The organism is Thermaerobacter sp. FW80, assembly GCF_004634385.1.
Classification (GTDB): Bacteria; Bacillota; Sulfobacillia; order Thermaerobacterales; family Thermaerobacteraceae; genus Thermaerobacter; species Thermaerobacter composti.
This window is the reverse complement of sequence record NZ_CP037895.1, coordinates 2171816-2194624: the sequence shown is the minus strand read 5'-3', so window position 1 is coordinate 2194624 and position 22809 is coordinate 2171816. Positions and strand designations below refer to the sequence as shown.

Below are 22809 nucleotides of genomic sequence, written 5' to 3'. Positions count from 1 at the left end.
GGATTTCCTCAGGGGGAAGGCCTGCTCCTGCCAGGGCTCGGCGGGCGGTGGCCATCCCTTGACGACGCTGCCGGCGATGGGATACGCGGTGGGAGGGGCCCATCGCCGGGGAACCGGGGCGTGGGCCGCGGGATGGGCCGGGCCAGGCCTCCGGCGACGGGTGGGGCACGATCCTCCGGGTCGTCCGCCCCCCTCGTCCGGGCCTCAAGGCGTCGGCAACCCGGAGAGCGGAGCAGGGGGGAAGATCATGGCCGCTACCATGAAGGCGATGTTCATCCGTTCCTTCGGCGGGCCCGAGGTCTTCGAGGAACGGGAGGTGCCGATCCCGGAGCCGGGACCGGGAGAGGTCCTGGTCGAGGTCCATGCCTCCTCGGTCAACCCCGTGGACTACAAGATCCGGCGCAACGGCACGTGGGCAGGCGTCCAGCCGCCGGCCATCATCGGCTACGATGTCTCCGGGGTCGTGGCGGCCGTGGGTCCCGGCGTGACGGACTTCAAGGAGGGCGACGAGGTCTACTACACGCCGGAGATCTTCGGCGGGCGGCCGGGGAGCTACGCGCAATACCACGTGGCCCGGCAGGAGATCGTCGCCCGCAAGCCGGAGAACCTGTCCCACACGGAAGCGGCGGCGGTGCCGCTGGCCGGCGGCACGGCGTGGGATGCCCTGATCACCCGCGGCGGGCTGCGGGTCGGGGAGACCGTGTTGATCCACGGTGCCGCCGGCGGGGTGGGCCACTTCGCCGTGCAGATCGCCAAGGCCGCGGGCGCCTTCGTCTACGCCACGGCCCGGGCCGAGAACATGGAGTTCGTCCGGTCCCTCGGGGCCGATCGCGTCATCGACTACCGCAACCAGGACTTCGTCGAGGTCGTCCAAAGGGAGACGAACGGCCGGGGCGTCGACCTGGTGCTGGATACGGTGGGCGGCGACGTGTTGGGCCGGAGCTTCGAGGTCACCCGGCCCCACGGCCGCGTGGTGAGCATCCTGGGCGGGCAGGTCAACCTGGGCCCGGCCTACTTCCGGAACCTGACGATCCACGGCCTCTTCCTCGAGCGGGCCCGGTACAAGCTGGACGCACTGCGGACCCTGATCGAGGGCGGCCAATTGCGCCCCGCCCTGGACGGCGTCCTGCCCCTCGAGGAGGTGGCCGAGGCCCATCGCCGGCTGGAGGAGGGGGGCGTTCGCGGCAAGATCGTCCTGCGGGTGCGCCCCTGAGCCCCCTGGGACGTCGCGGGACGGACGTGCGAGGGCACCAGCCGGCGTTTCCGCGACCGTGATCCGTGAGGGGGCCCGCGGGCCGCAAGCGAGACTCCGAGCCCATTCGCGGGGCGACGGCGGGGAGGAGCCGGGCATCGCGAGGTCGAGGGGGATGGGAGGAGTTCGGCCACCGGGTGGCCGAACTCCTCCCCGTCCTTTTTCCTATCGTGGCGACTTGCCGGGTCGACGGCTCGCGCGCGGCGCCGACGGCATTCGGCGGACGAACGGGCGGGGAGGGGAAGGGTCCATGTCGGCGTGGTGGGCGCGGTATGGACGGCTGCGGCTGGCCTGGGCGGAGCCCGGGATCCTCGAGGTGGTGCTCGAGCGGCCGGAGACCCTCAATTCGGTCGATGCCGAAACCCATTCGGAGCTGACCCGGATCTGGCGCGACCTGGACGAAGACCCCGCGGTGCGCGTGGTCCTGGTCCGGGGTGCCGGGAAGGCCTTTTCTGCCGGCGGCGACTTCCGCCTCGTGGAGGCCATCATCCAGGACCCGAAGACGCGGGTGCGGGTGTGGAAGGAGGCCCGCGACCTGGTCTACAACGTGATCGACTGCTCCAAGCCCATCGTCTCCGCCATCGAGGGCCCGGCGGTGGGCGCGGGTCTTGCCGTGGCGCTGCTCGCCGACATCTCCGTCGCGGCCCGCAGCGCCCGGCTGCTGGACGGCCACGTCCGCCTGGGCGTGGCCGCGGGCGACCACGCCGCCATCATCTGGCCGCTGCTGATCGGCATGGCCAAGGCCAAGTACCACCTGCTCCTCAACGAACCGCTGACGGGGGAGCAGGCCGAACGCATGGGCCTGGTGTCGCTCTGTGTCGACGACGGGCAGGCCCGGGAGGCCGCCCTGTCCATCGCCCGACGTCTGGCCGAGGGCAGCCCGACGGCCCTCCGCTGGACCAAGTACGCGCTCAACAACTGGTTGCGGTGGGCCGGCCCGATCTTCGACACGTCCACAGCCCTGGAGTTCTTGGGCTTCACGCTGCCGGACGCCGAAGAAGGGCTGGCCTCGCTGCGCGCCAAGCGGCCGCCGCGGTTCGGATCCGAGTCGCCGCTGTAGGGGGTCGCCGCTGTAACGTTGGCTCCCCGCGCCGCGGCGCCGCGCGGATCCAACGCCGGTGGCCAAGGCCAGCGGCTCCGGCTTACCAGCTTGGCGAGGCTGATGAACAGCGCCGGCCGGTCGGCTGGGTGGCGGGTGCCCTCGAAGGCCCACGACCCAGGGCGGCCGTGCGCGAGGAGGTCGGCTCGCCACGCGTTAGTTAACATAATGCTACTTATGCGAACTTAGGGCTGCGCACTTTGGGGACCGCTGCGGACTCACGGGCGGACCGCTGCCCGCCAACGGTGCACGGCGGCCGACGGCGGCCCGCGGCAGCGGCCGGCGGCCGGCGGCTGCCACCGGCCGCCGGCTTCGATCCGGCGGTCAGCGGCCGACCCAGTCGGCCGGCACCGTCAGCACCATCCCCGGCCGCAGCGCCGCCGTGGACAGGCCGCTGGCCTCCATGATCGCCGCCACGCCCTCGCGGGGATCGCGACCCGGTCGGCCGAGCCGTTGCGCCACCTCCCACAGGGTGTCCCCGGGACGAACCACCACCTGCACGGCCCCGTCACCGTCCACGCGATCCACCGCCCCCAGGCCGCGAACCGGCGAGGCCGCGGCCTCGTCACCGCCTGCTGCGGCTCCCGCAGCCGCGATGCCGGCAGCCAGGTCCATCCGGGACGCGGGCCCCGCGTCTCGGGCGAGTCGGGCCGCCGCCATCGGCGTCGGCACCGGCGCCGTGCTGGACGGCTCGCTCTCCCGCCCCAGCGCCCCGAGCAGCAGGAGGATCAGCACCAGGCCGACCATCGCCGGGCGCCGCGTCGGCCGCCAGCGGTACCGACGCCGCCGTACCGCCGGCGCTTGCATGGCGCGCCGGCGAAGGCGGTCGACGCCTTCTCCGCCACCGCCGGGGCCGAAGGCCTCGGTCTTGCCGGTCGGCGCCGCGTTCGTCCGCATCCCCCGGCCCTCCGAACGGACCGACCCCCGGGTCACCCGGTCCGCCCACCGCACCTGCGCCCGACCCACCAGCATGCCGTCCCCTCCCTCGACCGAACACCCGTTTTGCCGATGCCCCCATGATAGGGAACGTGTGTTCCCTCGTCAAGCCTTCCCTCGTCACGCTTTGGAAGGGAGGCCGGCGGTCCGGGGTGGGCAGCCGTGGCGGCTGCGCGACGCGACGGGCGCAGGGTGCAGCAACGCGACGGGCGCAGCAGGAATCGAGCCGGGCGTAGGAGGAATCGGGCCGGCGGCCCCGAATACCCGGATGGAACGCCTGTTTGCAGAACCTATATTCGTCCCGTATTCGGCAGTCGGCCCGCTTCCTCGGCCTGCTAGCGGCGCCCGACGTCCCCCGACGGGCCGGCCCGGCTCCGGGGGACCAACCGTGCGGGGCGGTCGGGGGCACCGAGGAGGCGGCCCGGCCCTGGCGAGGACCCATGGGGCCCGTGGCGAGGGCCCTCGCTGGGATCCGGCTCCCGGCCGGCGCGACGGATGGCCATAGCAGGAGGTGCCGGCGTTGGAGGAACTCACCCGCCGTCAGCGGGAGATCCTGGAGTTCATCAAGGCGTCCGTGCGCGAGCGGGGCTACCCGCCGTCGGTGCGCGAGATCGGCGAGGCGGTCGGCTTGAAGAGCACCTCGACGGTCCACACCTATCTCGCCCAACTGGAGCGCAAGGGCTACATCCGACGAGATCCCACGAAGCCGCGGGCCATCGAGGTGCGCGGCGAGGCTGGCGTGCGGACGCGCACCGTGGCGGTGCCCCTGGTCGGTCAGGTGACGGCGGGTCGGCCGATCCTCGCGGTGGAGAACATCGAGGACGTCCTCCCCCTCCCCTCCGACCTCCTGCCGGAAGGCGAGGTCTTCGCCCTTCGCATCCGGGGCGACAGCATGATCGGTGCCGGCATCCTGGACGGGGACTACGTGATCGTGCGCCGCCAGGACACCGCCGAGGACGGCGACATCGTCGTCGCGTTGCTGGACGACGAGGCGACGGTCAAGCGCTTCTACCGCGAGCGCGACGGCATCCGGCTGCAGCCGGAGAATCCGGCGATGGAGCCCATCCGGGTCCGCGACGTCCGCGTCCTGGGAAAGGTGGTGGCGCTGCTCCGCCGGATGGCATGAGCCGAGCCCGTGGAGCCCCTGCTCGGCCGACGGGTGCGGTCGGGGACGGGTCCCGGCTGGGACAGGGCGCGGTCGGGGACCGGGCTCGGGCGCTGCGGGGGTGGGCTTGGCGCAAGCGGCGTCTTGACTTGCCCCCTTGCCGGCCTGACTTGCCACCTTGCCGGCCAACGGCGCCCTTCTCGGCCTATGGCGCCCGCCGCTCCGCCGCGGTGCGTACGGTTTCCGGCACGCCCTTCAGAATCCGAACGCGCGTCCACCTTCAGAACACGCGCGTCCAGAAGTAGATCGCCATCGCCAGCCCGATGCCCAGCTCCAGCAGCAAGCCCACCAGCAGGCCCACCACCGTGGTCCAGCCCGCGGCCAGCGCCTGCTGCCACGTACGGCCGCTCAGCAGCTCCCCCAGGACCGCCCCGGCCAGCGGGCCGAGGACGATGCCCCAGGGCGGGAAGGTGACGCCCCCGACGAGGCCCCCCAGAATGGCGGCCCAGAAGGCGGCTCGGCTGGCACCCCGCCGCCGGGCGGCGGCGGGGCCGAGGCCGTACTCCAGGGCCATCCCCGCCACGGTGGCGACGAGCATGACGCCCAAAGCCGTCGCGGAGATGACGCGAAAGCCCGTCGCGACGGCGTAGCCGGCGATGGAGACGAACACCAGCGGCAGGCCGGGCAGCACGGGGACCAGCGTACCCAGCAGGCCCACCACGATGCCCAGCGAGGCCAGGGCGCCCAGCCACCAGGGCGCCCCGCCGGGATCCGCCCCGATCGCCGCCGCGAACCAGCCCGCTTCCCCCGGCCGCATGGACGTCGCTCCCACCGGGCCGCCTCCCTTCCGCCGTGAACCCGTGGCCCCATGGACGTTCGGGCCGGCGCCGCCGGGCGTCCGCCGGGCCGACGCAGCCGGATGTCCCCCGCGGTGCGCTCGCCCGGCGGCCCCGGCGCCCGCGTCACGAGGAGGCCTCCGCCCCGGCCGCGGCGCCGGCGGCGGTGCCGGCGGCGGTTACGAGGCGGCAGCCGGACCGCTCCAGCCGACCCACCTCCGCCTCCGGGAGGAGCGCCGTCACCGCCCACCCGTCGGGGCCGGGTTCCTCCGCCAGGACGGAGCCGGCGGCGTGGATGCGCGCCCTCAGATCCGGGCGACGGTAGGGCACCCACACCGTCACGCGCCACCGTCCCCGCTCGAGGAGGGCGGCGACCGCCGCGGCCAGGGCCTCCAGCCCCTCGCCGGTGCGCGCGGACAGGCGGACCGCACCGGCATCCCGGCCGGCCCCCGGCGCATCCCGGCCGTCGCCACCCACGGGACCGTCGGCGGGTGGCCGGTTCGCCTCGGGTCCCCAGCCCGGCACCCGGTCCATCTTGTTCATCACCAGGAGCCGGGGTTGCCGCGCGCCGAGGTCGTCGAGGATGGCTTCCACCGTCTCCACGTCCACCGGCCAGCGGGGCTGGGAGGCGTCGACCACGTGGAGCAGGAGGTCGGCGTCCAGCACCTCTTCCAGCGTGGCGCGGAAGGCAGCGATCAGCTGCGGCGGCAGGTCGTGGATGAACCCGACGGTGTCCGCCACCAGGACGGGACCCACGCCGGGCCAGACGACCCGCCGCACCGTGGGATCCAGGGTGTCGAACAGGCGATCCCGGCCCGCCGTCACGGGGCCGGCGGCCTCCCCGAAGCGCCGCACCAGGGCGGCGTGCAGTGTGGTCTTGCCGGCGTTGGTGTAGCCGACCAGGGCCACCACCGGGATCCCCGCCCGCCGGCGCCCCCGGCGTTGCACGGCGCGGTGGCGACGCACCTCGGACAGCATGCGCCGCAGCTCGGCGATGCGCCCGCGGATGCGCCGCCGGTCCACCTCGAGGCGGGTCTCGCCGGGACCGCGGGTCCCGATGCCGCCGCCCAGCCGGGACAGCGCCTCGCCCATGCCCACCAGGCGCGGCAGCAGGTACTGGAGCTGGGCCAGCTCCACCTGGAGCTGCCCCTCGCGGGTGCGGGCGCGGGCGGCGAAGATGTCCAGGATCAACTGGGTCCGGTCGATCACCTTGCCGCCGATGGCCCGCTCCAGGTTGCGCTGCTGCGCCGGGGTCAGGTTGCGGTCGAAGATGATCACGTCGGCCTCCAGCCGGCGTCGCGCCTCGGCCACCTCCTGGACCTTGCCGGGGCCGATCAGGGTGGCGGGGTCCGGTCGACCGCGGCGCTGTCGGATCTCCCCCACCACCTCCGCGCCGGCCGACCGGGCCAGCTCGCGCAGTTCCTCCATCCGCTCGTCGAAGGACAGCCGTCCCCCTCGCCCCCAGGCGACGCCGACCAGCAAGGCGCGCTCGGGGCCGCGGCGCTCCTGGGCCGTTCGGGGGTCCTGGGGCCCGGCCGCCGCCGCGGCCGACGCCGCAGGAACGGCCGACGTCGCAGGCGCGCCCGGCGCCATGGGCTCTCTGGCCTCCTCACCGGCGGATTCCATCGGCTCGCGTCCTCGTCCCATGGGCCACCTCCCGGCGGCGGGCATGCGGGACCGCCCAGGGCGCGGCCGCGTTCGTCCCGCTGGCGGGCTGGCGGCGCCTCGCGGCCCTCGCCGGGCCGCATCGCCTCCCGGCGCCCGGCGCCGGCACCTCGGCGTGCCGCCGCCCGGCCCCGTGCCGCGGACCGCGGGCCGCGTCCCATCGCCATTCTACCACCGCCCCCGCGGACCCTCCCGCGGCGGCCCGTCGCCCGCCGCGCCCCCGGCGCCGTCCCGCACCGGTGGGCCTGCCGGGGAATAGACTGGAACGATGCCGGCCGGAGGTGGTTCCATGGAACGCGTCGTGCTCCCCCACCCCTCCCGGGACGGACGGATGCCACCGCGCCGGGACGGACAGCTGCCGCGGCGGCCGCCGCAACCGTCGTCGCCCGACGAGGTCCTGCGCTGGATCGAGGAGGGGCGCATCGCGCCGCCCCAGGCGGTGGACTACCTGCATCGGCTCGAGCGGGAACCGGCGCCGCCGGTCACCGAGGACGAACGGCAGCGCGAGCGGGAGATCGAGGCGGCCCTGGCCGACCTGGACGCCCTCATCGGCCTCCATCACGTCAAGCGGGTGATCCGGGAGATCCGCGCCTACGTCACGGTGCGCGAGCGCCGCTCCCGGGTCGGCCTGATCAACGAACCCCTGACGCTGCATATGGTCTTTACCGGCAACCCCGGCACCGGCAAGACCACCGTGGCCCGGATCCTGGCCCGACTGCTCCGGGCCCTGGGCGTCCTGGAGAAGGGCCACCTGGTGGAGGTGGAACGGGCGGATCTGGTGGGCGAGTACATCGGCCACACGGCGCAGAAGACCCGCCACGTCATCCACCAGGCCCTGGGCGGGGTGCTGTTCATCGACGAGGCCTACTCCCTGGCCCGGGGCGGCGAGAAGGACTTCGGCAAGGAGGCCATCGACACCCTGGTCAAGCAGATGGAGGATCACCGGCAGCGCCTGGTGGTGATCCTGGCGGGGTACCGGCAGGAGATGGCCTGGTTCCTCCAGACCAACCCGGGCCTCCGCTCCCGATTCCCCATCCACCTGACCTTCCCGGACTACACGGTGGAGGAGCTGGTGGCCATCGCCCACCAGATGGCGGGGCAGCGCCAGTACGTGCTGGATGCCGGCGCGGAGCAGCGCCTGCGGGAGATCCTGCTCGCCCTGCCGCCCGGCTTCGGCGAGCGCTCGGGCAACGCCCGCACCGTGCGCAACCTGATCGAACGGGCCATCCGGCGGCAGGCGGTGCGGCTGCTGGAGCGCCCCGGCGCCGGGCGGGAAGAGCTCATGCGCCTGACCGCGGCGGACTTCGACCCGGCCCCCGGCCGCGGGGAGGGGTGGCCGTGAGGACGGCCCTGATCATCGGTCAGGCCAACGCCGGCAAGACCCTCTTCCTGCTGAACTTCGCGCGCTATCTCGGGGTCGAGCGGGCGGAGATGACGGTGCAGGCGGCGGAAGGCGGGACCTTCACCCGGTCCTGCCACGTGGAGCGCGACCGGCCGCTGCTGGTGGGGGACGAGCCCCACACCACCCGCGGCCTGCAGTCGCTGGCGGTGTCGCTGCCCGCCCGCAAGCGGGCCCGGGTCGTCGTGCTGACGGACTCCACAGGGCTGGTGGACGGCATCGACGAGGACCGGCACGTGCGCCTCGCGGTGGCGCAGACCCTCCGGGCGCTGCGCCTGGCGGACGCGGTCCTGCACGTGGTCGACGCCGACCGCGTCGGACGCCAGGGGCGGGCGGCCATCGCCCAGGTGGAGGTCCAGATCGCCCGCTACCTGCCCCTGCGGGCGCCCTACGCCGTCCTGGCCAACAAGATGGACCTGCCCGCGGCCGCGGCGGGCCTCGTCACCATCCGCCGGGTCTTCCACGGGCGGCCCGTGTTCCCCATCTCGGCGCTGAAGCGGACGGGGTTCCGCGAGGTGCGGCGGTTCGTGGCCCGGTACGTGTGAGGACGCGGCCCGCACCCCGGGCCGCCTTCGGGCGCCGCCGGCCGGGAGGGCTGCGGCCGGCCCCGGCCGGGAGGGCTGCGGGGGAGTCGGGCGGCGCGAGGCGGCGACGGTCCGGGGCGCCCCCGCCCGGCACCCGGTGACTGCCGCCCGGCCCCGGTCACCGGGCACGGGCGCGGGACGGCGGTCGCGGCGGGTTGCGGAGGCCGGCGGGACGCCCCGTCCCTCCCAGGAGGGTCGGGGCGCGGGGAGGGTGGGGGCATGGCGGGGGTGGGGACATGACGGCCGAGCTCGGGCGGTGGCTCGCATCGGGGTGGTTGCCGCCGGGGGCGCCTCCCGTGGCCGCCCGGGTGCTGGCCGTCGTCGCCACGGGGATCGCGGTCAAGCTGATGGACGACGTCCTCGACCAGCAGGAGGACGCCGTCACCGGCCAGCCGAACGTCGCGGTCCCCCTCGGCGGCGCCGCGGTCGCGTACGCCCTCGCCGCCTTCGCACTGGCCGCCGCCCTCTCGCCGCGGGACGCCCTGTCGCTGTTCTGGGCCAGCTACGCCTGGGGCATGGCCCACGGGGCCGGCCAGCGGCTCCCCCTCGGCCTGCGGGCGTGGCAGGAGACGGCCCTGGCGGTGGCGCTGGCGGTCCTGACGGCAGGTGTGCCCGACGCCCTGGCCGCTCTGGCCCTGATCGGCGCGGTGCAGATGCTGGACGACTGGGTCGACCTGCGCCGCGAGGGGGTCGGATCGCCGGGCGCCCTGGGCGCGGCGGGGGGCGGGGGGCCGGGACGGCGGCCCGCGGCGGTCCGGCCCGGGTTGCCCGGCTCGCCCGGGGTCGGGGCCGCGGCGGGGCCGCGGCGCAACTGGGCCGTCCGCCTGGGCCCCGGCGAAGCCCTCTTGACCGCCCTCGCCCTGGGGTGGCTGGCCGCGACCTGGGATCCCGTGCGGGCCGCCGCCACGGGCGCCGTGGCCCTGGCCGCCGGCCTGCTGGGGCGGCGGGGCGGCCCCGGGCGGGCCGGGCCGGACGCCCCGGGAGCTGCCCCGGGCGGGGTCGCGGAGCCCCCACCGCAGGGCGCCGCCGCACCCGTCGCCGACCCCAGCGCACCGGGCCATCGTCCGGAGGGGTGAGACCATGGCCGAATGGGTCGCCGCGGGCATGGCCGCCGCCCCGCGGCCGGCGGGCCCGGAGGGGCCCACGGCATGGGCGGCGGCCGTCGGCGCCCTGCTCTTCGCCGTGGCCCTCGGCTACGCCGTCGGCCGGCGGCGGGGCCGTCGGGAAGGATACCGCCTGGGGCGGGCGGAGGCCCCCCTCCTCCTTCGCGCCGAGGCCCTGGTCCGCGGCGCCTGCCCCGTCTGCGACGGCGACCCCGGGGCCGCGCCGGCCGGCGGCGACGGGCACCCACGGGAGGGCAACGTCGCCCCGCAGCGCCGAGCTCCGGGGCCGCGGGCGCCGGCGCGGCGTGCGGGCGGCCGGGCGGCGCCGGATCCCGCGGATCCCGAGGCCGACAGGCCCGGCGGCCCGGTTCGCCCATGACGCCGGGGCCGTGCCGAGCGCCCGCCCGACCCGCCCACCCCCGGTCGGCGCCACCCTCGGGCCTCGGCGCCGGCCACCGCGGACGCCCGGCCGCCTCGAGGCCGCGGGCCGCTGCGCCCTCGCCACGCTCGGGCACGGGAACGCCGAGCCGCTGTACGCCCGGCCGGTTCGGGACCGCAGACCGCCCCGCCCTCGCCAGGCTGGAGCACGGCCAAGGCGCTGGACGCCCGGCCCCATCGAGACCACGGACCACTTGGCGGCCGGCGTCGCCCGCGGCCCCCGGCCCCCAGCCGCGGGCGCGCCGCCGGGGCGGCGCGCCGCCGTCACCCTCCCCTCGCACCACGGAAGGGACCGACTACCGGGTGCGGACGGTGGGCTCCACCGTCACCCTCCCCCCCGCTCCCCCCGCACCTCCTCGGCGATGGCCCGCGCGATGGCGGGCAGCGACCACTGGGAGCGGTGGAACCAGCGCACGCCCGGCAGCTGGTGGCGAAACCAGGTCCACTGGCGCTTGGCGTAGCGACGGGTGTTGCGGATCAGCCGCCGGCGCGCCTCGGCGAGGTCGTACTCGCCCCGGAGGTACCCGACGATCTCCTTGTAGCCCAGCGCCTGCATCGCCGGCAGCTCGGGCCCGTAGCCCGCCGCCAGCAGCCGCCGGACCTCGTCCACGAGCCCCCGGGCCAGCTGCCGGTCGACCCGGGCGGCGATGGCGCGGTACACCCGCTGCCGGTGGTCGGTCAGGCCGTACAGCCGGGCGTCGAAGGCCGGCGACGCGCGCCGGGACGGGACGAACCGGCTCGGCGGCTGGCCCGTCTGATGCCAGATCTCCAGCGCCCGCACCAGGCGCTTGCGGTCATGGGGGTGGATCGCCGCCGCCCGCTGGGGGTCGACGGCCGCCAGCTGCCGGTGCAGGGCCTCGGGCCCCAGCCGCTCGTAGGCCTCCTCCAGCCGCCGGCGCAGCGCCGGATCGGGACGAACCGGCTGGAACTCGTACCCGAAGAGCAGGGCGGTCACGTAGTACCCCGTGCCGCCCACCAGCACGGGGAAGCGCCCCCGGCTGCGGATGTCCGCGATGGCGGCCGCGGCGTCCCGCCGGAAGTCGGCCACGCTGTAGGGTTCGTCCGGGTCGCGGATGTCGATCAGGTGGTGGGGGATCCGGCGCCGCACCGCCGGGTCCACCTTGTCGGTGCCGATGTCGAGACCGCGATACACCTGGGTGGAGTCGGCCGACACCACCTCCACCGGCAGCAGCTCAGCCAGCAGCAGCGAGAGCTCCGTCTTCCCGACGGCCGTCGGCCCGACGATGACGATCAGGGGCGGTGCCGGCGAGGGGTCCACGCCGGATCACCCTCCGCCGCGGCGGCCGAAGCGGCGCTCCAGCTCCTCGACGCCGAGGCGGATCACCGTCGGCCGCCCGTGGGGGCACGCATATGGTTGCCGGCAGGCGGCCAGGTCGGCCAGCAGCTGGGCCATCTCCCGGGGATGGAGCCGGTCCCCCGCCTTGATGGCCGCCTTGCACGCGGCCAGGATGCGGGCGGCGCGCTCGGTGTCGAGGGCCGTCAGGGAGGCGGGGGTGCCCGCCGACCCGGGCGTCGCCCCCGCGCCGTCCCCCGCGCCGTCCGTCGACGACGCCCGCACCCGCCCCCGGGCTGCCCCCGCCCCCGGATCCGGCGGCGGCCCATGATCCCGACCCGCGACGGCGCCGTCCCCCTCGCCCAGCACCGCCTCGGTCAAGAGGCGGGAGAGGAGATCGCTCAGCAGGGCCGCCGTCGGCCGGTCGGCCAGCGCCGCCGGCACGGCGCGGACCGCGACGGCGTGCGGGCCGAAGGGCTCGACGCGGAACCCCAGCCTCGCCACGGCGGCGGCGTGCTCCACCAGCAGGGCGGCCTCCGACGGCGGCAGGTCGACCACCACGGGCACCGCCAGCACCTGCGCCGGCACGCCGCCGGGCGCGTCGCCCTCCCGGAGGAAGCGCTCGAAGTAGATGCGCTCGTGGGCCGCGTGCTGGTCCACCAGGTAGAGGCCGTCGGGACCCGCGCAGGCCAGGTAGGTGCCCACCACCTGCCCCAGGGGCTGGAGGTGCCGCAGGAGGTCGCGGCCGTCGGCGACCGCCCGTCCGGCGGGCGACGGCCCCGTGGCCGCCGGCGCCGTCGCCTCGCCGGGTGGGGCGGGGCCGCCGGCACCGGGGGCCCCGTGGCGGCCAAAGACCTCGACCCATGCCGCCACCGGAGCCGGCGTCCCGTAGGGGCCGGGCCCCTCGGCGGCCGCGGCCGCCGACTGCCACGGCGGGTCGGCGCCCCGCCCGGGAGCGCGCCCGGCCTGCGGCCCCGCGGGGCCGCAGGCCGGGAGGGCCTGGCCGTCCCCCGCCCCGCCGCCCGCCTCCCCGCCCGCGGCGGCCGCCCCGCTGGCCCCGGCCCAGGTGGCGCCGCGGACGAACCGCGGGGCGCCGGGCCGCCCGGCCCCGGCGCCGGGGCGGGGCGGCCCGGCCCGCTCGGCCTCCCGTCCCCATCCGGCGCCCGGTCGCAGCAGGTCGCGGTCCGCCAGCGCCTCGCGGACCGCCTCGTAGAGGAGGCCGGCCACCGCGCGCTCCCGGGCGAGGCGGACCTCCAGCTTGGCCGGGTGGACGTTGACGTCGACCTCCTCGCCGGGTACGGCGACCTCGATCACGGCCACGGGATGGCGGCGGGCCGGCAGCAGGTGCCGGTAGGCGTTCTCCAGGCTGAAGCGCAGGCTCGCCACCTGCACGGGCCGGCGGTTGACGCTGATGAACTGCCACGCCCGGCTGGCCCGCGCCACCCGCGGCGCCCCCACGTACCCCTCCACCCGGTACCCGTCGCGTCGGCCGGCCACGGGGATCAGGGCCGCCGCCACGTCGGGCCCGAAGCATTCCAGCACCGCGACGGCGCGGTCGCCGCTGCCGGAGGTCTGCAGCACCGGACGGCCGTCGTGCCAGAGTTCGAAGCGCACCTCCGGTCGGGCCAGGGCGTGGGCGGTGACCACGTCGGCGATGCGGCCGAACTCCGCCGCCGGCCCCTTGAGGTGCTTGCGGCGGGCCGGGGTGTTGAAGAAGAGGTCCCGCACCGTCACGCGGGTGCCCGGCGGGCTGGCCCAGGGGCCGACGCTGCGCCGCGTCCCCCCCTCCACCACCACGCGGCAGCCGGCGTCGGCGTCGGCGGCCCGGGTCAGCAGCTCGACGCGGGCGACGGAGGCGATGGCGGCCAGGGCCTCCCCGCGGAAGCCCAGGGTGCCGGCGTGTACCAGGTCGTCGAGGCGGGTGATCTTGCTGGTCGCGTGGCGCTCCAGGGCCAGGACCGCGTCCTCGGGATCCATGCCGCAGCCGTCGTCGGCCACCACGATGGACCGCAGTCCGCCCGCCTCGACGGCGACGCGGATCCTGCGGGCGCTGGCGTCCAGGCTGTTCTCCACCAGCTCCTTGACCACCGAGGCGGGCCGCTCGACCACCTCACCGGCCGCGATCTGGTCGATCACCTGCGGATCCAGCCGCCGTATCCTGCCCATGGGCTCCCTCCTGGCCGGCAGCGCTGCCGGCGTCCTCGGCGGACCGCGTCCACCGCTCGCGGCGAAGGCGCCGCTGCCACGCGTACAGCAGGTTCATGGCGTCGAGGGGCGTCATGCGGTTAAGGTCGAGGCTCGCCAACCGATGGAGCCAGGCCCGGGCCAGGGCCAGCTCGCCGGCCGCCTCCCAGCCCTCGCCGGCGCCGGCCGGCGCCGGCGCCGAGGGGCTCCCCGCCGTGCCGGCGGCCGCCATGCCGGCGGCGGCCGCCGATCCTGGCCCCTCCGCGGTGCGGCCGGCAGCCGCCGGTTCGTCTGACGCGGGTTCGACGGCGGCCGCGGCCTCGCCCCGCGGCGCGGCGCCCGCAGCCGCGGGGGTCCGCCCGGCGCCCTCCCCTTGGCCGCCCGCCTCCGCGGACCGGCCTCCCGCCTCCGCCAACCCGCCTCCCGTCTCCGCGGCGCGTAACGCCGCGCCCGCCACGGGGGAGGCCATCAGGTCCGCCAGCGACAGCTGGCGCGGCCCGGCGCGGCGGTCCAGCTCGGCCAGGATCGCCTTGGCCCGCTCGACGATCTCCACCGGCAGCCCCGCCAGGCGCGCCACGTTGATGCCGTAGCTGCGATCGGCCCCGCCCGGCACGATGCGCCACAGGAACCGCACCGAGTCCCCGTCCTCCACCACCCGGGCGTGGTAGTTGCGGATGCCGGAGCGCGTGGCCGCCAGGCCCGTCAGCTCGTGGTAGTGGGTCGAGACCAGGGTGCGGGCGCCGATGCGGTCGTGGATGTACTCGATCACCGCCCGGGCGATGGCGATGCCGTCGAAGGTGCTGGTGCCGCGGCCGATCTCGTCCAACAGGATCAGGCTGCGCGGCGTGGCGTTGTGCACGGCCAGCGCCGTCTCCGCCACCTCGACCATGAAGGTCGACTGGCCCGACGCCAAATCGTCGCTGGCCCCGACGCGGCAGAAGATCCGGTCCACCAGGCCGATCTCCGCCTCCGCCGCGGGGACGAAGCTGCCCATCTGGGCCATGATCACGATGAGCGCCACCTGGCGCAGGTAGGTGCTCTTCCCCGCCATGTTGGGGCCGGTGATGAGCATGACCCGCTCCTCGCGGCCGTCCAGGTCGATGTCGTTGGGGACGAACCGGCCCTCCAGCACCCGGTCCAGCACGGGGTGGCGGCCCGCCTTGATGCGCAGCCGGCGGTCGGCGGCGATCTGCGGCCGCACGTAGTCGTAGCGGGCGGCCGCCTCGGCCAGGGAGGCCAGCACGTCCAGCTCCGCCAGGGCGTCGGCCACCGCCTGCAGCCGCGGGATGGCCGCGGCCACCGCCTGCCGCAGCTCCAGGAAGAGGCGGTGCTCCAGGGCGGCCAGGCGCTCCTCGGCGCCCAGGACCTTGCTCTCCATGGCCTTGAGCTCCGGGGTGACGAACCGCTCGGCGCCGGCCAGGGTCTGGCGCCGCTCGTAGTCCGGGGGCACCAGGTGGCGGTTGGCCCGGGTGACCTCGATGTAGTACCCGAAGACCTTGTTGAACCCGACCTTGAGGGACTTGATGCCCGTCCGCTCCCGCTCCCGCGCCTCCAGGGCGGCGATCCAGTCGCGCCCCTCCCGCATGGCCCGGCGCAGCTCGTCGACCTCGGGGTGGAAGCCGTCGCGGATCAGGCCGCCCTCGGTCACGGTCGTCGGCGGATCGTCCACCAGGGCCGCCCGCAGCCGCCGGGCCAGCGCCGCCAGGTCGGGATCGAGGCCCGCCCTGACCGCCTCGAGACGGCCGGCCCGCCGTCCCCGCAGCGCCCCATCGAGCCGCCCGGCCAGCTCCGGCAGCCGCTCCAGGGAGCGGGCGATGCCCAACAGGTCCCGCGCGTTGGCCTGCTGATAGCCGACGCGGCCCAGCAGCCGCGGCAGGTCCTGCACCCCGGCCAACAGGCGCCGGACGTCGCTGCGCAGGAACGGGTCGGCCACCAACGCCTCCACGGCATCGAGCCGTGCCTCGATGGCCTCGCGGTCGACCAGCGGCCGCTCGACCCACTGCTTGAGCAGGCGGCGGCCCATGGCGGTCTCCGTCAGGTCGAGCACGTCGAGCAGCGTGCCCTGCCGCGATCCGTCCCGCAGCCGCCGGACCAGCTCCAGGTTGCGACGGCTGTTGGCGTCGATGGCCAGCCACTGGTCGAGGGGGTCGGTGCGCAGACGCCGGAGGTGCTCCAGGTCGACCTTCTGGGTCTCGCGGAGATAGGCGAGCAGCCCGCCGCCCGCCGCCACCGCCGCCGGGCCCGTGGCGGCGCGGGCCTGGTCGACCGCCGCCCGGCCGAAGCGGTCCGCCAGCACCGCCTCGGCGTCCCGCAGCCGCCAGGGGCCGGTGGGCAGGCGGGTCAGGGCGCAGCCCCGCTCCCGCAGCGCCCGTTCGATCCGGGCGGCTCCGGGTCCCTCCAGGCCCGGGCCCAGCAGGCACTCCGCCGCCTGCAGTCGCGCCAGCTCGTCCACGGCGAGGCGGACCGCCTGGGGACCCTCCAACTGGGCGATGACGAACTCGCCGGTGGACACGTCGGCATAGGCCAGCCCCAGCACCGGCGGGCCGTTGGGCCCGTCGCCGGCCGCCGCCGGGGTCGCGGGGACGCCGGCGGCGGGCGCCGGCGTGGTGGTCCACCGCGAGTCGGCACCGGGATCCTGCGGCCGGCCGGGGGAGGAGCCGCGGTGCGGCGCCGCCGTGCCGGGCTCCCCGCCCTCCCCCCCACCGCCTGGCCACCGGCTGCGCCCGCTGCCGCGGCCGCCCTCGGGCACCGCCAGGGCCGCCACGTAGCGCCCCTCCTCCGGGCCGCTGGCGGTCCAGAGGGTGCCCGGGGTGACCACCCGGACCACTTCCCGGCGCACCAGCCCCCGGGCCAGGCGCGGGTCCTCCACCTGTTCGCAGATGGCCACGCGGTAGCCGGCCTCCACCAGCCGGGCCAGGTACTGGTCGGCGGCGTGGCAGGGCACCCCACACATCGGCACCCGCTCGCCCTTGGCCGTCTCCCGCGAGGTCAGGGTGATGTCCAGGATCCGGGCCGCCAGCCGGGCGTCGTCGCCGAACATCTCGTAGAAGTCGCCCAGCCGGAAGAAGAGGATGCAGTCCGGGTAGCGCTCCTTCCACTGCCGGTATTGCCGCATCATCGGCGTCTCGCGGCCCGGCTTGTCCCGCTTCGTCGCATCCCCTTGCGCCATCGGCGTCAGCCTGCCACCCCCCGCCCTGGGACCGGCGTCCCGACGCGGTCCCGCACCCCGCCGTCAGGCGCCCTGCGCCACGGCGACGTAGGGCGCGAACTGGCCGTGCCGACCGATCTCCGGCGCGTCGTCGGGCAGCAGCTCCACCACCCGCCCCTCGAGGGTGAAGGTCTGGGCACGGGTGATCGCCACCCGGGCGAACCGGCCGGCCCAGGCCGCATCCCCGGGGACCAGGACCAGCTTGTTGGTCCGCGTCCGGGCGCTGAGGACCTGCGGATTCTTCTTGCTCGGCCCGTCGATCAGGACGACGGCCTGCTGGCCGACCAGCCGCTGGTTCTTCCGCAGGTTGATGGCGTACTGGACCTCCATCAGCCGCTCCAGCCGCTCCTGCTTGACCTCCCGCGGCAGCTGGGGCCAGCGGGCGGCCGGCGTGCCCTCCCGCGGCGAGTAGATGAAGGTGAAGGCGTTGTCGAACTCCACCTGCCGCACCAGGTCCAGGGTCTGCTGGAAGTCCTCCTCAGTCTCCTTCGGGAAGCCGACGATGATGTCCGTGGTGATGCAGGCGTCGGGCACCGCGGTACGGATCCTCTCGATCAGTCGCAGGTAGTACTCCCGGGTGTAACGCCGGTTCATCCAGCGCAGGACGTGGTTGGACCCCGACTGCACGGGCAGGTGGAAGTGCTCGGTCACCTTGTCGGATTCCGCGATGGTCCGGATGAGTTTGTCCGTGAAGTCCCGCGGGTGGGAGGTGGTGTAGCGGATCCAGCGGATCCCCGGCACCCGGTCGAGCCGCGCCAGGAGGTCCGCGAAGTCGAAGCCGATGCCCAGGTCCTTGCCGTAGGAGTTGACGTTCTGGCCGAGCAGGGTGACCTCCTTGTACCCCTCCGCGGCCAGGTACTCCACCTCGGCGATCACGTCCTCCGGGCGGCGGCTGCGCTCGCGGCCGCGGGTGGTGGGCACGATGCAGAAGGTGCAGAACTTGTCGCACCCGTAGATGATGTTGACCCACGCCTTCACGCCACCGGCGCGGCGCGAGGGCAGGTGCTCCACCACCCCCTCGGCCGCCTGCCAGACGTCCACCACCATGCCCTCTTCCCGTCGCACCCGCTCGATCAGCTGGGGCAGCTGGTGGACGTTGTGGGTGCCGAAGACCAAGTCCACGTGGGGGTAGTACCGCTGGATGCGGCGGATGGTGGCCTCCTCCTGCGCCATGCAGCCGCACAGCCCGAGGATCATCTCCGGGTTCTTCTGCTTGAACGCCTTGAGGTAGCCGATGGTGCCGAAGACCTTCTCCTCCGCCGTCTCGCGCACGGCGCAGGTGTTGAGCAGCACCAGGTCCGCCTCGTCCAGCAGCCCCGCCGGGACCATGCCCATCTCTTCTAATTGCCCGGCCAGGATCTCGCTGTCCCGCTCGTTCATCTGGCAGCCCCAGGTCAGGATCTTGTACGCCGGCCGGGGCTTGCCGAAGATGGACTCCGCCAGCGTGCGGCCGTCGGGCAGGCGCCAGACGCCCTGCTCGTCGCGGTATGCGCCGTAGCGGGCGGCCCACTGGGCCTGCAGGGCGCGGTAGTCGAGGGCCCGCGCCGACGGCCCGGGCATCAGGGGCAGGGTCTCCATGGCTCGCTTCCTCCTTCGGTCCTCTGTTGATTATGGACGCTGGGCCGCGGGCCGGGCAATGCGGACGCTCCGGCCGGGGGCACGGGGCCGGCCAGCCCTCGCGCCCAGGGCACCGCGGCGCCGGGACCCGCGTGCCCCGGCGCGGCGGCGGGAAACCTAGGGCGTAGACCGATGGGAAGCCCCGGTGGAGGTGATGGTCGTGGACCGGGACGAACCGGCCGGCGGCACCGCCGGCCCCGATCCGGCGGCCGGCGGGGAGGGCGACCCCCGCGCGGGTGCGTCGGCCGGGGCGACGGATCGGCCGGAGGCGGTGGACGAGGGGATCGGGGCGGGTGGGGAATCCCCATGGGTTGCGGGCCCAGCGGCGACGGCAGGCCATGGCGCGGTGGCGGCCGCGGGCGCCGGGGCCGGCGGCGACGGGGCGACCACGGGTGCCGCCGGGGCGCGGGTGGCCGATCCGCCGGCGGGGGATGCGCGTGGAACGGCCGCCTCCGCTGCAGGCGGGGTCCCGGCGGATGCCGCTGCGGCCGGCCACGGGGCCGCGCCCTGGGCTACCGGCGAGGCGCCTGGCGCCGGGGCCCCCTCCAGGGCCACCGGCGAGGCCGCTGGCCAGGGGGCAGCATCCTGGGCCACCGGCGAGGCGGCTGGCCACGGAGCCCCATCCCGGGCCGCCGGCGAGGCCGCTGGGCCCGGGGCCGCATCCTGGGCCACCGGTGGACCGGCCGCCCCGGGGGCCGTCCCGCCCTGGCAAGCGGCGCTGGCGTCCCTCAGCCACCGACCGCCCTACGCGTGTCCGCGTTGCACCGGCAACCGGGCCTCCTTCGACTTGGCCTGGCCGGTGCTCTGGTCGGTCCGCAAGGATCCCCACACCGGCCAGGTGGAGCAGTGGCGGTCGGGCCCCACCCTGGCGACGGCCGCCGACGGCGGTCCCGAGCTGACGGTGCGCTGCGAGCTCTGCGGCTTCACGGGACCCGAGTCGATGTTCACGGCGGCGGCGCGCCGCCTGCCTCCGCCGCCGCCCTTCCCACCAGCACCCGGCGCCGCCGGATGAACGCCAGCAGGCGCTGGCGCTGCCGCTCCAGCTCGTCCACCCGCCGGCGCAGGCGGTCGACCTCCGCCTCGTAGTACGCCTGCTGGGTGGCCAGCAGCTCCAGCAGCACCCGACGGCTGCGCCGCAGCGTCACGACCCGGCGCTCCAGGAGCAGGACCCGATACTGCCACTCGCTGGTCGCCGCACCGGCCGCCCCGACCCGCCCGGCGGCGGACGGGGACGACCCCCGGGAGCGGTCGGACCATCGGGCGGAACGGCTCATCGAGCTTGACCCCCCTGCTGGGAGGTCTATGCATCCGCGCCCCAGCCCATGCGGGGGCGGGACGGCCCGGGGGCGCGGGGACGCGCCGCAGGCCCGGCCCCCGCCGACCGCCGCCGCGGCCGCGCGCCCCTCCCCCGGTCCCCGCGCCTCAACGCGCCGAGCGCTCCCGCAGCCGCTCCACCCACTCCACCGGGATGCGCACGCGCCCGATCAGCGCCGGCTGCCCGGGCTGGGGGCCGTGGCAATCCGACCCGCCCGTCGGCAGCAGGTCGAGTTCCCGCGCCCGCCGAAGGAAGGCGGCCGCCTGCTCCGGCGAGTGCTTGGTGTGGTAGACCTCCACGCCCGCCAGGCCGTGGCGCTGCCAGACGGGCCACAGGGCGTGCAACCGCTCCGGGAGCAGGCCCGGGTGGGCCAGCACGGGAACGCCGCCCGCCGCGCGGATGGCGGCGATGGCCGCCTCGGGTGCCAGCGGCGCCCGGGGCACGTAGCCCGGCTTGCCGGGCGTCAGGTACCGCTCGAAGGCCTCCGCGACGGTGGCCACCACGCCGGCCTCGACCAGCGCCCGCGCCACGTGGGGTCGGCCCACGGCACCCCCCCGGGCCAGGGCCCGGATCCGCCCCTCGTCGAGGGCGATGCCCACCTGGGCCAATCGCTCCAGGATGCGTGCCAGGCGCCGCTCCCGCGATGCCCGCCGCTGGGCGAGCAGTTCCACCAGGGGCGGGTCGTCCTCCTTGACCCAGTACCCCAGCACGTGCACGCCCACCCGGCGGCTACCCAGGTCCACGTCGGTGCTGAGCTCCACCCCGGGGACCAGGCCGATCCCCGCGGCCCGCGCCGCCGCCCGGGCCGCGGGCAGGCCGGCCAGGGTGTCGTGATCGGTGATGCCCACGTACTCCAGGCCGGCCCGGCGGGCCATCTGGATCCGCTCCTCCGGCGTCACCGTGCCGTCGGAGGCGGTGGTGTGGGTGTGCAGGTCGGCGCCACCCTCCCGGGCAGCGGCCTCGCCGGATCCGTCCGCCCCCGGGCCCGGCCGTCCGGGGCCGACGTCCCCCCCGGGCCCGTCGGCGAGCCCGCGGCCCTCCGTCACGACCGTCCCCCCGCCGCCAGGTTGCGGGCCAGCTCCACCAGGGTGCGCACGCCGTAGCCGGTAGCGCCCTTGCCGTGATCGCCCTCCACCTGGTCCGACCAGGCGACGCCGGCGATGTCCAGGTGCGCCCAGGGCGTCTCGCCGGCGAAGGTCGCCAGGAACAGGGCGGCCAGGATGGAGCCCGCCGCCCGGCCCCCCGTGTTGCGCAGGTCGGCGTACTCGCTGCGCAGCCGGCGGCGGTAGGCGGCCACCAGCGGCAGGCGCCAGAGGGGTTCGCCGGCTGCGTCCGCCGCCCGCAGGACCCGCGCCGCCCAGGCGTCATCGTTGGCGAAGAGGCCCGCCACGTGGTCGCCGAGGGCGATGACCATGGCGCCCGTCAGGGTCGCCAGGTCGACCAGCCGCCGCGCGCCACGCTGGCGGGCGTAGGCCATGGCGTCGGCCAGGATCAGCCGGCCCTCGGCGTCGGTGTTGTTGACCTCCACCGTGGTGCCGTCGTAGGTGGTGATCACGTCGCCGGGCTTGAAGGCGCGCCCGCCGGGCATGTTCTCCACCGCCGCCACCACGCCCAGCAGCCGCGCCGGCAGGCGCAGCCGCGACACCGCGTGGAGGGCGCCGATCACCGCGGCGGCGCCCATCATGTCGAACTTCATGTCCTCCATGCCCTCGCGCGGCTTGAGGGAGATGCCGCCGGTGTCGAAGGTGACGCCCTTACCGATGAAGGCCGCGTCCGGCGGCTCCGACGCATCGCGACCCGGCCCCACGTAGTCGATGGCCACCAGCCGGGGCGGCTGGGCGCTGCCCTGGCCGACGGCCAGGATGGCGCCGAATCCCTGCTGGCGCAACGCGTCCTCGTCCAGCACGGTGACCTGGATGCCCGGGAGGTCTTCGAGCTCCAGGGCCGCCGCGGCGAGGCGGGCCGGCGTCAGGTCGTTGGCCGGCCGGTTGCCCAGCTGCCGGGCGACCATCACCGCCTCGGCCACCACGCGGCCCTCCTCGAGCCCGCGCTCCAGGGCCGCCTGCTGGGCGTCGGTGCGGTCGATCAGCCAGAGGCGCTCCACGCCGCGTTCATCCGTCGGATCCTGGGCGGAGCCGGAACCCAGCGGCTCGCCGCCGCGCCGCCCGGTGGGGTCGACGGCCGCGCCCAGCAGGCCCGGCGCCCCCGCCTCCGCCGGCGTGCCCGCCGCCCCGTCCCCCGGCGCGGCACCGGGTGCCCGGCGGCCCGGGCTGCGTTCGCGGCGGTAGCGGTAGAGGCCCAGCAGCGCCCCCTCCACGGTGGCCAGCGCCGCCAACTGCGGCGCCAGGCCCCCGATCCCGGCGCCGTGGGCGATGGTAGCCACCTCGCGGCAGCCGTGGCGCCGGGCGGCGCGCAGCGCCGCGGCCGACGCCGTGCGGGCCGCCGCCCGCCCGAACCCCTCCCGCGGTCCCAGGCCGGCCACGATCACCCAGCGGGCGGGCAGCCGGCCCAGCGTGGGCAGCACCAGCGCCTCGCCCAGGCGGCCGCGCAGGGCACCCGCCGCGATGGCGTCGCGGATCGCCCCGCCCAGGGCCTGGTCCACCGCGCCGGTGGCGCCCCCGGGAACGCGCACCCCCTCGAACAGATTGACCACGACGGCGTCGGCGTCCACCTCGGTCACCGACGCCACGCGAAAGGCCACCGTGGGAAGCTCTACGCCAGCGCGCGCCAATGCGATCCCTCCCCTGTTCCGCGCCCCGGCCCGGCCCCCTCCC

General features: G+C 76.2%; 18 protein-coding genes. 8 read left to right on the top strand and 10 right to left on the bottom strand.

The window, feature by feature from the left end; all coding sequences use genetic code 11:
• Positions 1 to 247: 247 nt before the first annotated feature.
• Together E1B22_RS09095 and E1B22_RS09090 are read left to right on the top strand one after the other, a co-directional pair.
• Entirely contained in the window at positions 248 to 1213 is a 966-nt protein-coding gene (locus E1B22_RS09095) for a zinc-dependent alcohol dehydrogenase family protein (protein WP_207669859.1), read from the top strand.
• 289 nt (positions 1214 to 1502) lie between these two features.
• On the top strand, positions 1503 to 2312 hold the full coding sequence (locus E1B22_RS09090; protein ID WP_135225394.1) for an enoyl-CoA hydratase/isomerase family protein: 810 nt from the start codon (positions 1503 to 1505) through the stop codon (positions 2310 to 2312).
• A gap of 363 nt (positions 2313 to 2675) precedes the next feature.
• Here E1B22_RS09090 and E1B22_RS09085 read toward each other — a convergent pair whose 3' ends face one another.
• Complete coding sequence (locus tag E1B22_RS09085) at positions 2676 to 3323, bottom strand: LysM peptidoglycan-binding domain-containing protein (protein WP_135225393.1); 648 nt, start codon at positions 3321 to 3323, stop codon at positions 2676 to 2678.
• Positions 3324 to 3798: 475 nt separating this feature from the next.
• Here E1B22_RS09085 and lexA point away from each other — a divergent pair, with 475 nt between their 5' ends.
• On the top strand, positions 3799 to 4413 hold the full coding sequence (lexA, locus tag E1B22_RS09080) for a transcriptional repressor LexA (RefSeq protein ID WP_371413464.1): 615 nt from the start codon (positions 3799 to 3801) through the stop codon (positions 4411 to 4413).
• 259 nt (positions 4414 to 4672) lie between these two features.
• Here lexA and E1B22_RS09075 read toward each other — a convergent pair whose 3' ends face one another.
• On the bottom strand, positions 4673 to 5224 hold the full coding sequence (locus E1B22_RS09075) for a DUF456 domain-containing protein (protein WP_243123288.1): 552 nt from the start codon (positions 5222 to 5224) through the stop codon (positions 4673 to 4675).
• A gap of 130 nt (positions 5225 to 5354) precedes the next feature.
• Positions 5355 to 6854 carry a GTPase HflX gene (gene hflX, locus E1B22_RS09070; RefSeq protein WP_243123287.1) on the bottom strand — a complete coding sequence of 500 codons (1500 nt, stop codon included), beginning with the start codon at positions 6852 to 6854 and terminating at the stop codon, positions 5355 to 5357.
• A gap of 328 nt (positions 6855 to 7182) precedes the next feature.
• On the opposite strand from hflX, the gene E1B22_RS09065 reads away from it, so the two are divergent.
• The 4 genes from E1B22_RS09065 to E1B22_RS09050 all read left to right on the top strand — a co-directional run bounded on the left by E1B22_RS09065 (position 7183) and on the right by E1B22_RS09050 (position 10358).
• A complete protein-coding gene (locus E1B22_RS09065; protein WP_135225391.1) occupies positions 7183 to 8235 on the top strand; it encodes an AAA family ATPase in 1053 nt (350 codons plus the stop codon).
• On the top strand, positions 8232 to 8837 hold the full coding sequence (locus tag E1B22_RS09060) for a GTPase domain-containing protein (RefSeq protein ID WP_135225390.1): 606 nt from the start codon (positions 8232 to 8234) through the stop codon (positions 8835 to 8837). Before E1B22_RS09065 ends, E1B22_RS09060 begins: the two co-directional genes overlap by 4 nt.
• A gap of 275 nt (positions 8838 to 9112) precedes the next feature.
• Positions 9113 to 9952: a hypothetical protein gene (locus tag E1B22_RS09055; RefSeq protein ID WP_135225389.1), complete on the top strand. Its 840-nt coding sequence runs from the start codon at positions 9113 to 9115 to the stop codon at positions 9950 to 9952.
• A 4-nt stretch (positions 9953 to 9956) separates the two neighbouring features.
• Positions 9957 to 10358, top strand: a complete 402-nt coding sequence (locus tag E1B22_RS09050; RefSeq protein WP_135225388.1) for a hypothetical protein — start codon at positions 9957 to 9959, stop codon at positions 10356 to 10358.
• 384 nt (positions 10359 to 10742) lie between these two features.
• Here the strand turns inward: E1B22_RS09050 and miaA are convergent, their stop codons facing one another.
• The 4 genes from miaA to miaB form a co-directional block, all read right to left on the bottom strand.
• A complete protein-coding gene (gene miaA / locus E1B22_RS09045; RefSeq protein WP_135225387.1) occupies positions 10743 to 11696 on the bottom strand; it encodes a tRNA (adenosine(37)-N6)-dimethylallyltransferase MiaA in 954 nt (317 codons plus the stop codon).
• Between the two features lie 6 nt (positions 11697 to 11702).
• The gene (mutL, locus tag E1B22_RS09040; RefSeq protein WP_135225386.1) at positions 11703 to 13877 is read right to left on the bottom strand and encodes a DNA mismatch repair endonuclease MutL; all 2175 of its coding nucleotides are present in this window, start codon (positions 13875 to 13877) and stop codon (positions 11703 to 11705) included.
• Entirely contained in the window at positions 13822 to 17064 is a 3243-nt protein-coding gene (gene mutS, locus E1B22_RS09035) for a DNA mismatch repair protein MutS (protein ID WP_371413463.1), read from the bottom strand. The genes mutL and mutS overlap by 56 nt, the downstream gene beginning before the upstream one ends.
• A gap of 63 nt (positions 17065 to 17127) precedes the next feature.
• Positions 17128 to 18681, bottom strand: a complete 1554-nt coding sequence (gene miaB / locus E1B22_RS09030; protein ID WP_135225385.1) for a tRNA (N6-isopentenyl adenosine(37)-C2)-methylthiotransferase MiaB — start codon at positions 18679 to 18681, stop codon at positions 17128 to 17130.
• A 193-nt stretch (positions 18682 to 18874) separates the two neighbouring features.
• Here miaB and E1B22_RS12910 point away from each other — a divergent pair, with 193 nt between their 5' ends.
• Complete coding sequence (locus E1B22_RS12910) at positions 18875 to 19732, top strand: hypothetical protein (RefSeq protein WP_207669858.1); 858 nt, start codon at positions 18875 to 18877, stop codon at positions 19730 to 19732.
• On the opposite strand, the gene E1B22_RS09020 is transcribed toward E1B22_RS12910, so the two are convergent.
• From E1B22_RS09020 to E1B22_RS09010, 3 genes are all read right to left on the bottom strand, one after another.
• The gene (locus E1B22_RS09020) at positions 19665 to 19994 is read right to left on the bottom strand and encodes a hypothetical protein (protein ID WP_135225384.1); all 330 of its coding nucleotides are present in this window, start codon (positions 19992 to 19994) and stop codon (positions 19665 to 19667) included. The genes E1B22_RS12910 and E1B22_RS09020 overlap by 68 nt on opposite strands.
• Positions 19995 to 20142: 148 nt before the next feature.
• Entirely contained in the window at positions 20143 to 21081 is a 939-nt protein-coding gene (locus E1B22_RS09015) for a PHP domain-containing protein (RefSeq protein WP_243123286.1), read from the bottom strand.
• On the bottom strand, positions 21078 to 22766 hold the full coding sequence (locus tag E1B22_RS09010) for a leucyl aminopeptidase (protein ID WP_135225383.1): 1689 nt from the start codon (positions 22764 to 22766) through the stop codon (positions 21078 to 21080). Before E1B22_RS09010 ends, E1B22_RS09015 begins: the two co-directional genes overlap by 4 nt.
• Between the last annotated feature and the right edge of the window lie 43 nt (positions 22767 to 22809).

Excerpts from the sequence above, each read along its gene's own strand:
- E1B22_RS09065 (WP_135225391.1), top strand. The coding sequence starts at position 7,183 with ATGGAACGCGTCGTGCTCCCCCACCCCTCCCGGGACGGACGGATGCCA.
- E1B22_RS09095 (WP_207669859.1), top strand. The coding sequence starts at position 248 with ATGGCCGCTACCATGAAGGCGATGTTCATCCGTTCCTTCGGCGGGCCC.
- E1B22_RS12910 (WP_207669858.1), top strand. The coding sequence starts at position 18,875 with ATGGTCGTGGACCGGGACGAACCGGCCGGCGGCACCGCCGGCCCCGAT.
- mutL (WP_135225386.1), bottom strand. The coding sequence starts at position 13,877 with ATGGGCAGGATACGGCGGCTGGATCCGCAGGTGATCGACCAGATCGCG.
- miaB (WP_135225385.1), bottom strand. The coding sequence starts at position 18,681 with ATGGAGACCCTGCCCCTGATGCCCGGGCCGTCGGCGCGGGCCCTCGAC.
- E1B22_RS09050 (WP_135225388.1), top strand. The coding sequence starts at position 9,957 with ATGGCCGAATGGGTCGCCGCGGGCATGGCCGCCGCCCCGCGGCCGGCG.
- E1B22_RS09090 (WP_135225394.1), top strand. The coding sequence starts at position 1,503 with ATGTCGGCGTGGTGGGCGCGGTATGGACGGCTGCGGCTGGCCTGGGCG.
- hflX (WP_243123287.1), bottom strand. The coding sequence starts at position 6,854 with ATGGAATCCGCCGGTGAGGAGGCCAGAGAGCCCATGGCGCCGGGCGCG.
- E1B22_RS09055 (WP_135225389.1), top strand. The coding sequence starts at position 9,113 with ATGACGGCCGAGCTCGGGCGGTGGCTCGCATCGGGGTGGTTGCCGCCG.
- mutS (WP_371413463.1), bottom strand. The coding sequence starts at position 17,064 with ATGGCGCAAGGGGATGCGACGAAGCGGGACAAGCCGGGCCGCGAGACG.
- E1B22_RS09085 (WP_135225393.1), bottom strand. The coding sequence starts at position 3,323 with ATGCTGGTGGGTCGGGCGCAGGTGCGGTGGGCGGACCGGGTGACCCGG.
- E1B22_RS09020 (WP_135225384.1), bottom strand. The coding sequence starts at position 19,994 with ATGAGCCGTTCCGCCCGATGGTCCGACCGCTCCCGGGGGTCGTCCCCG.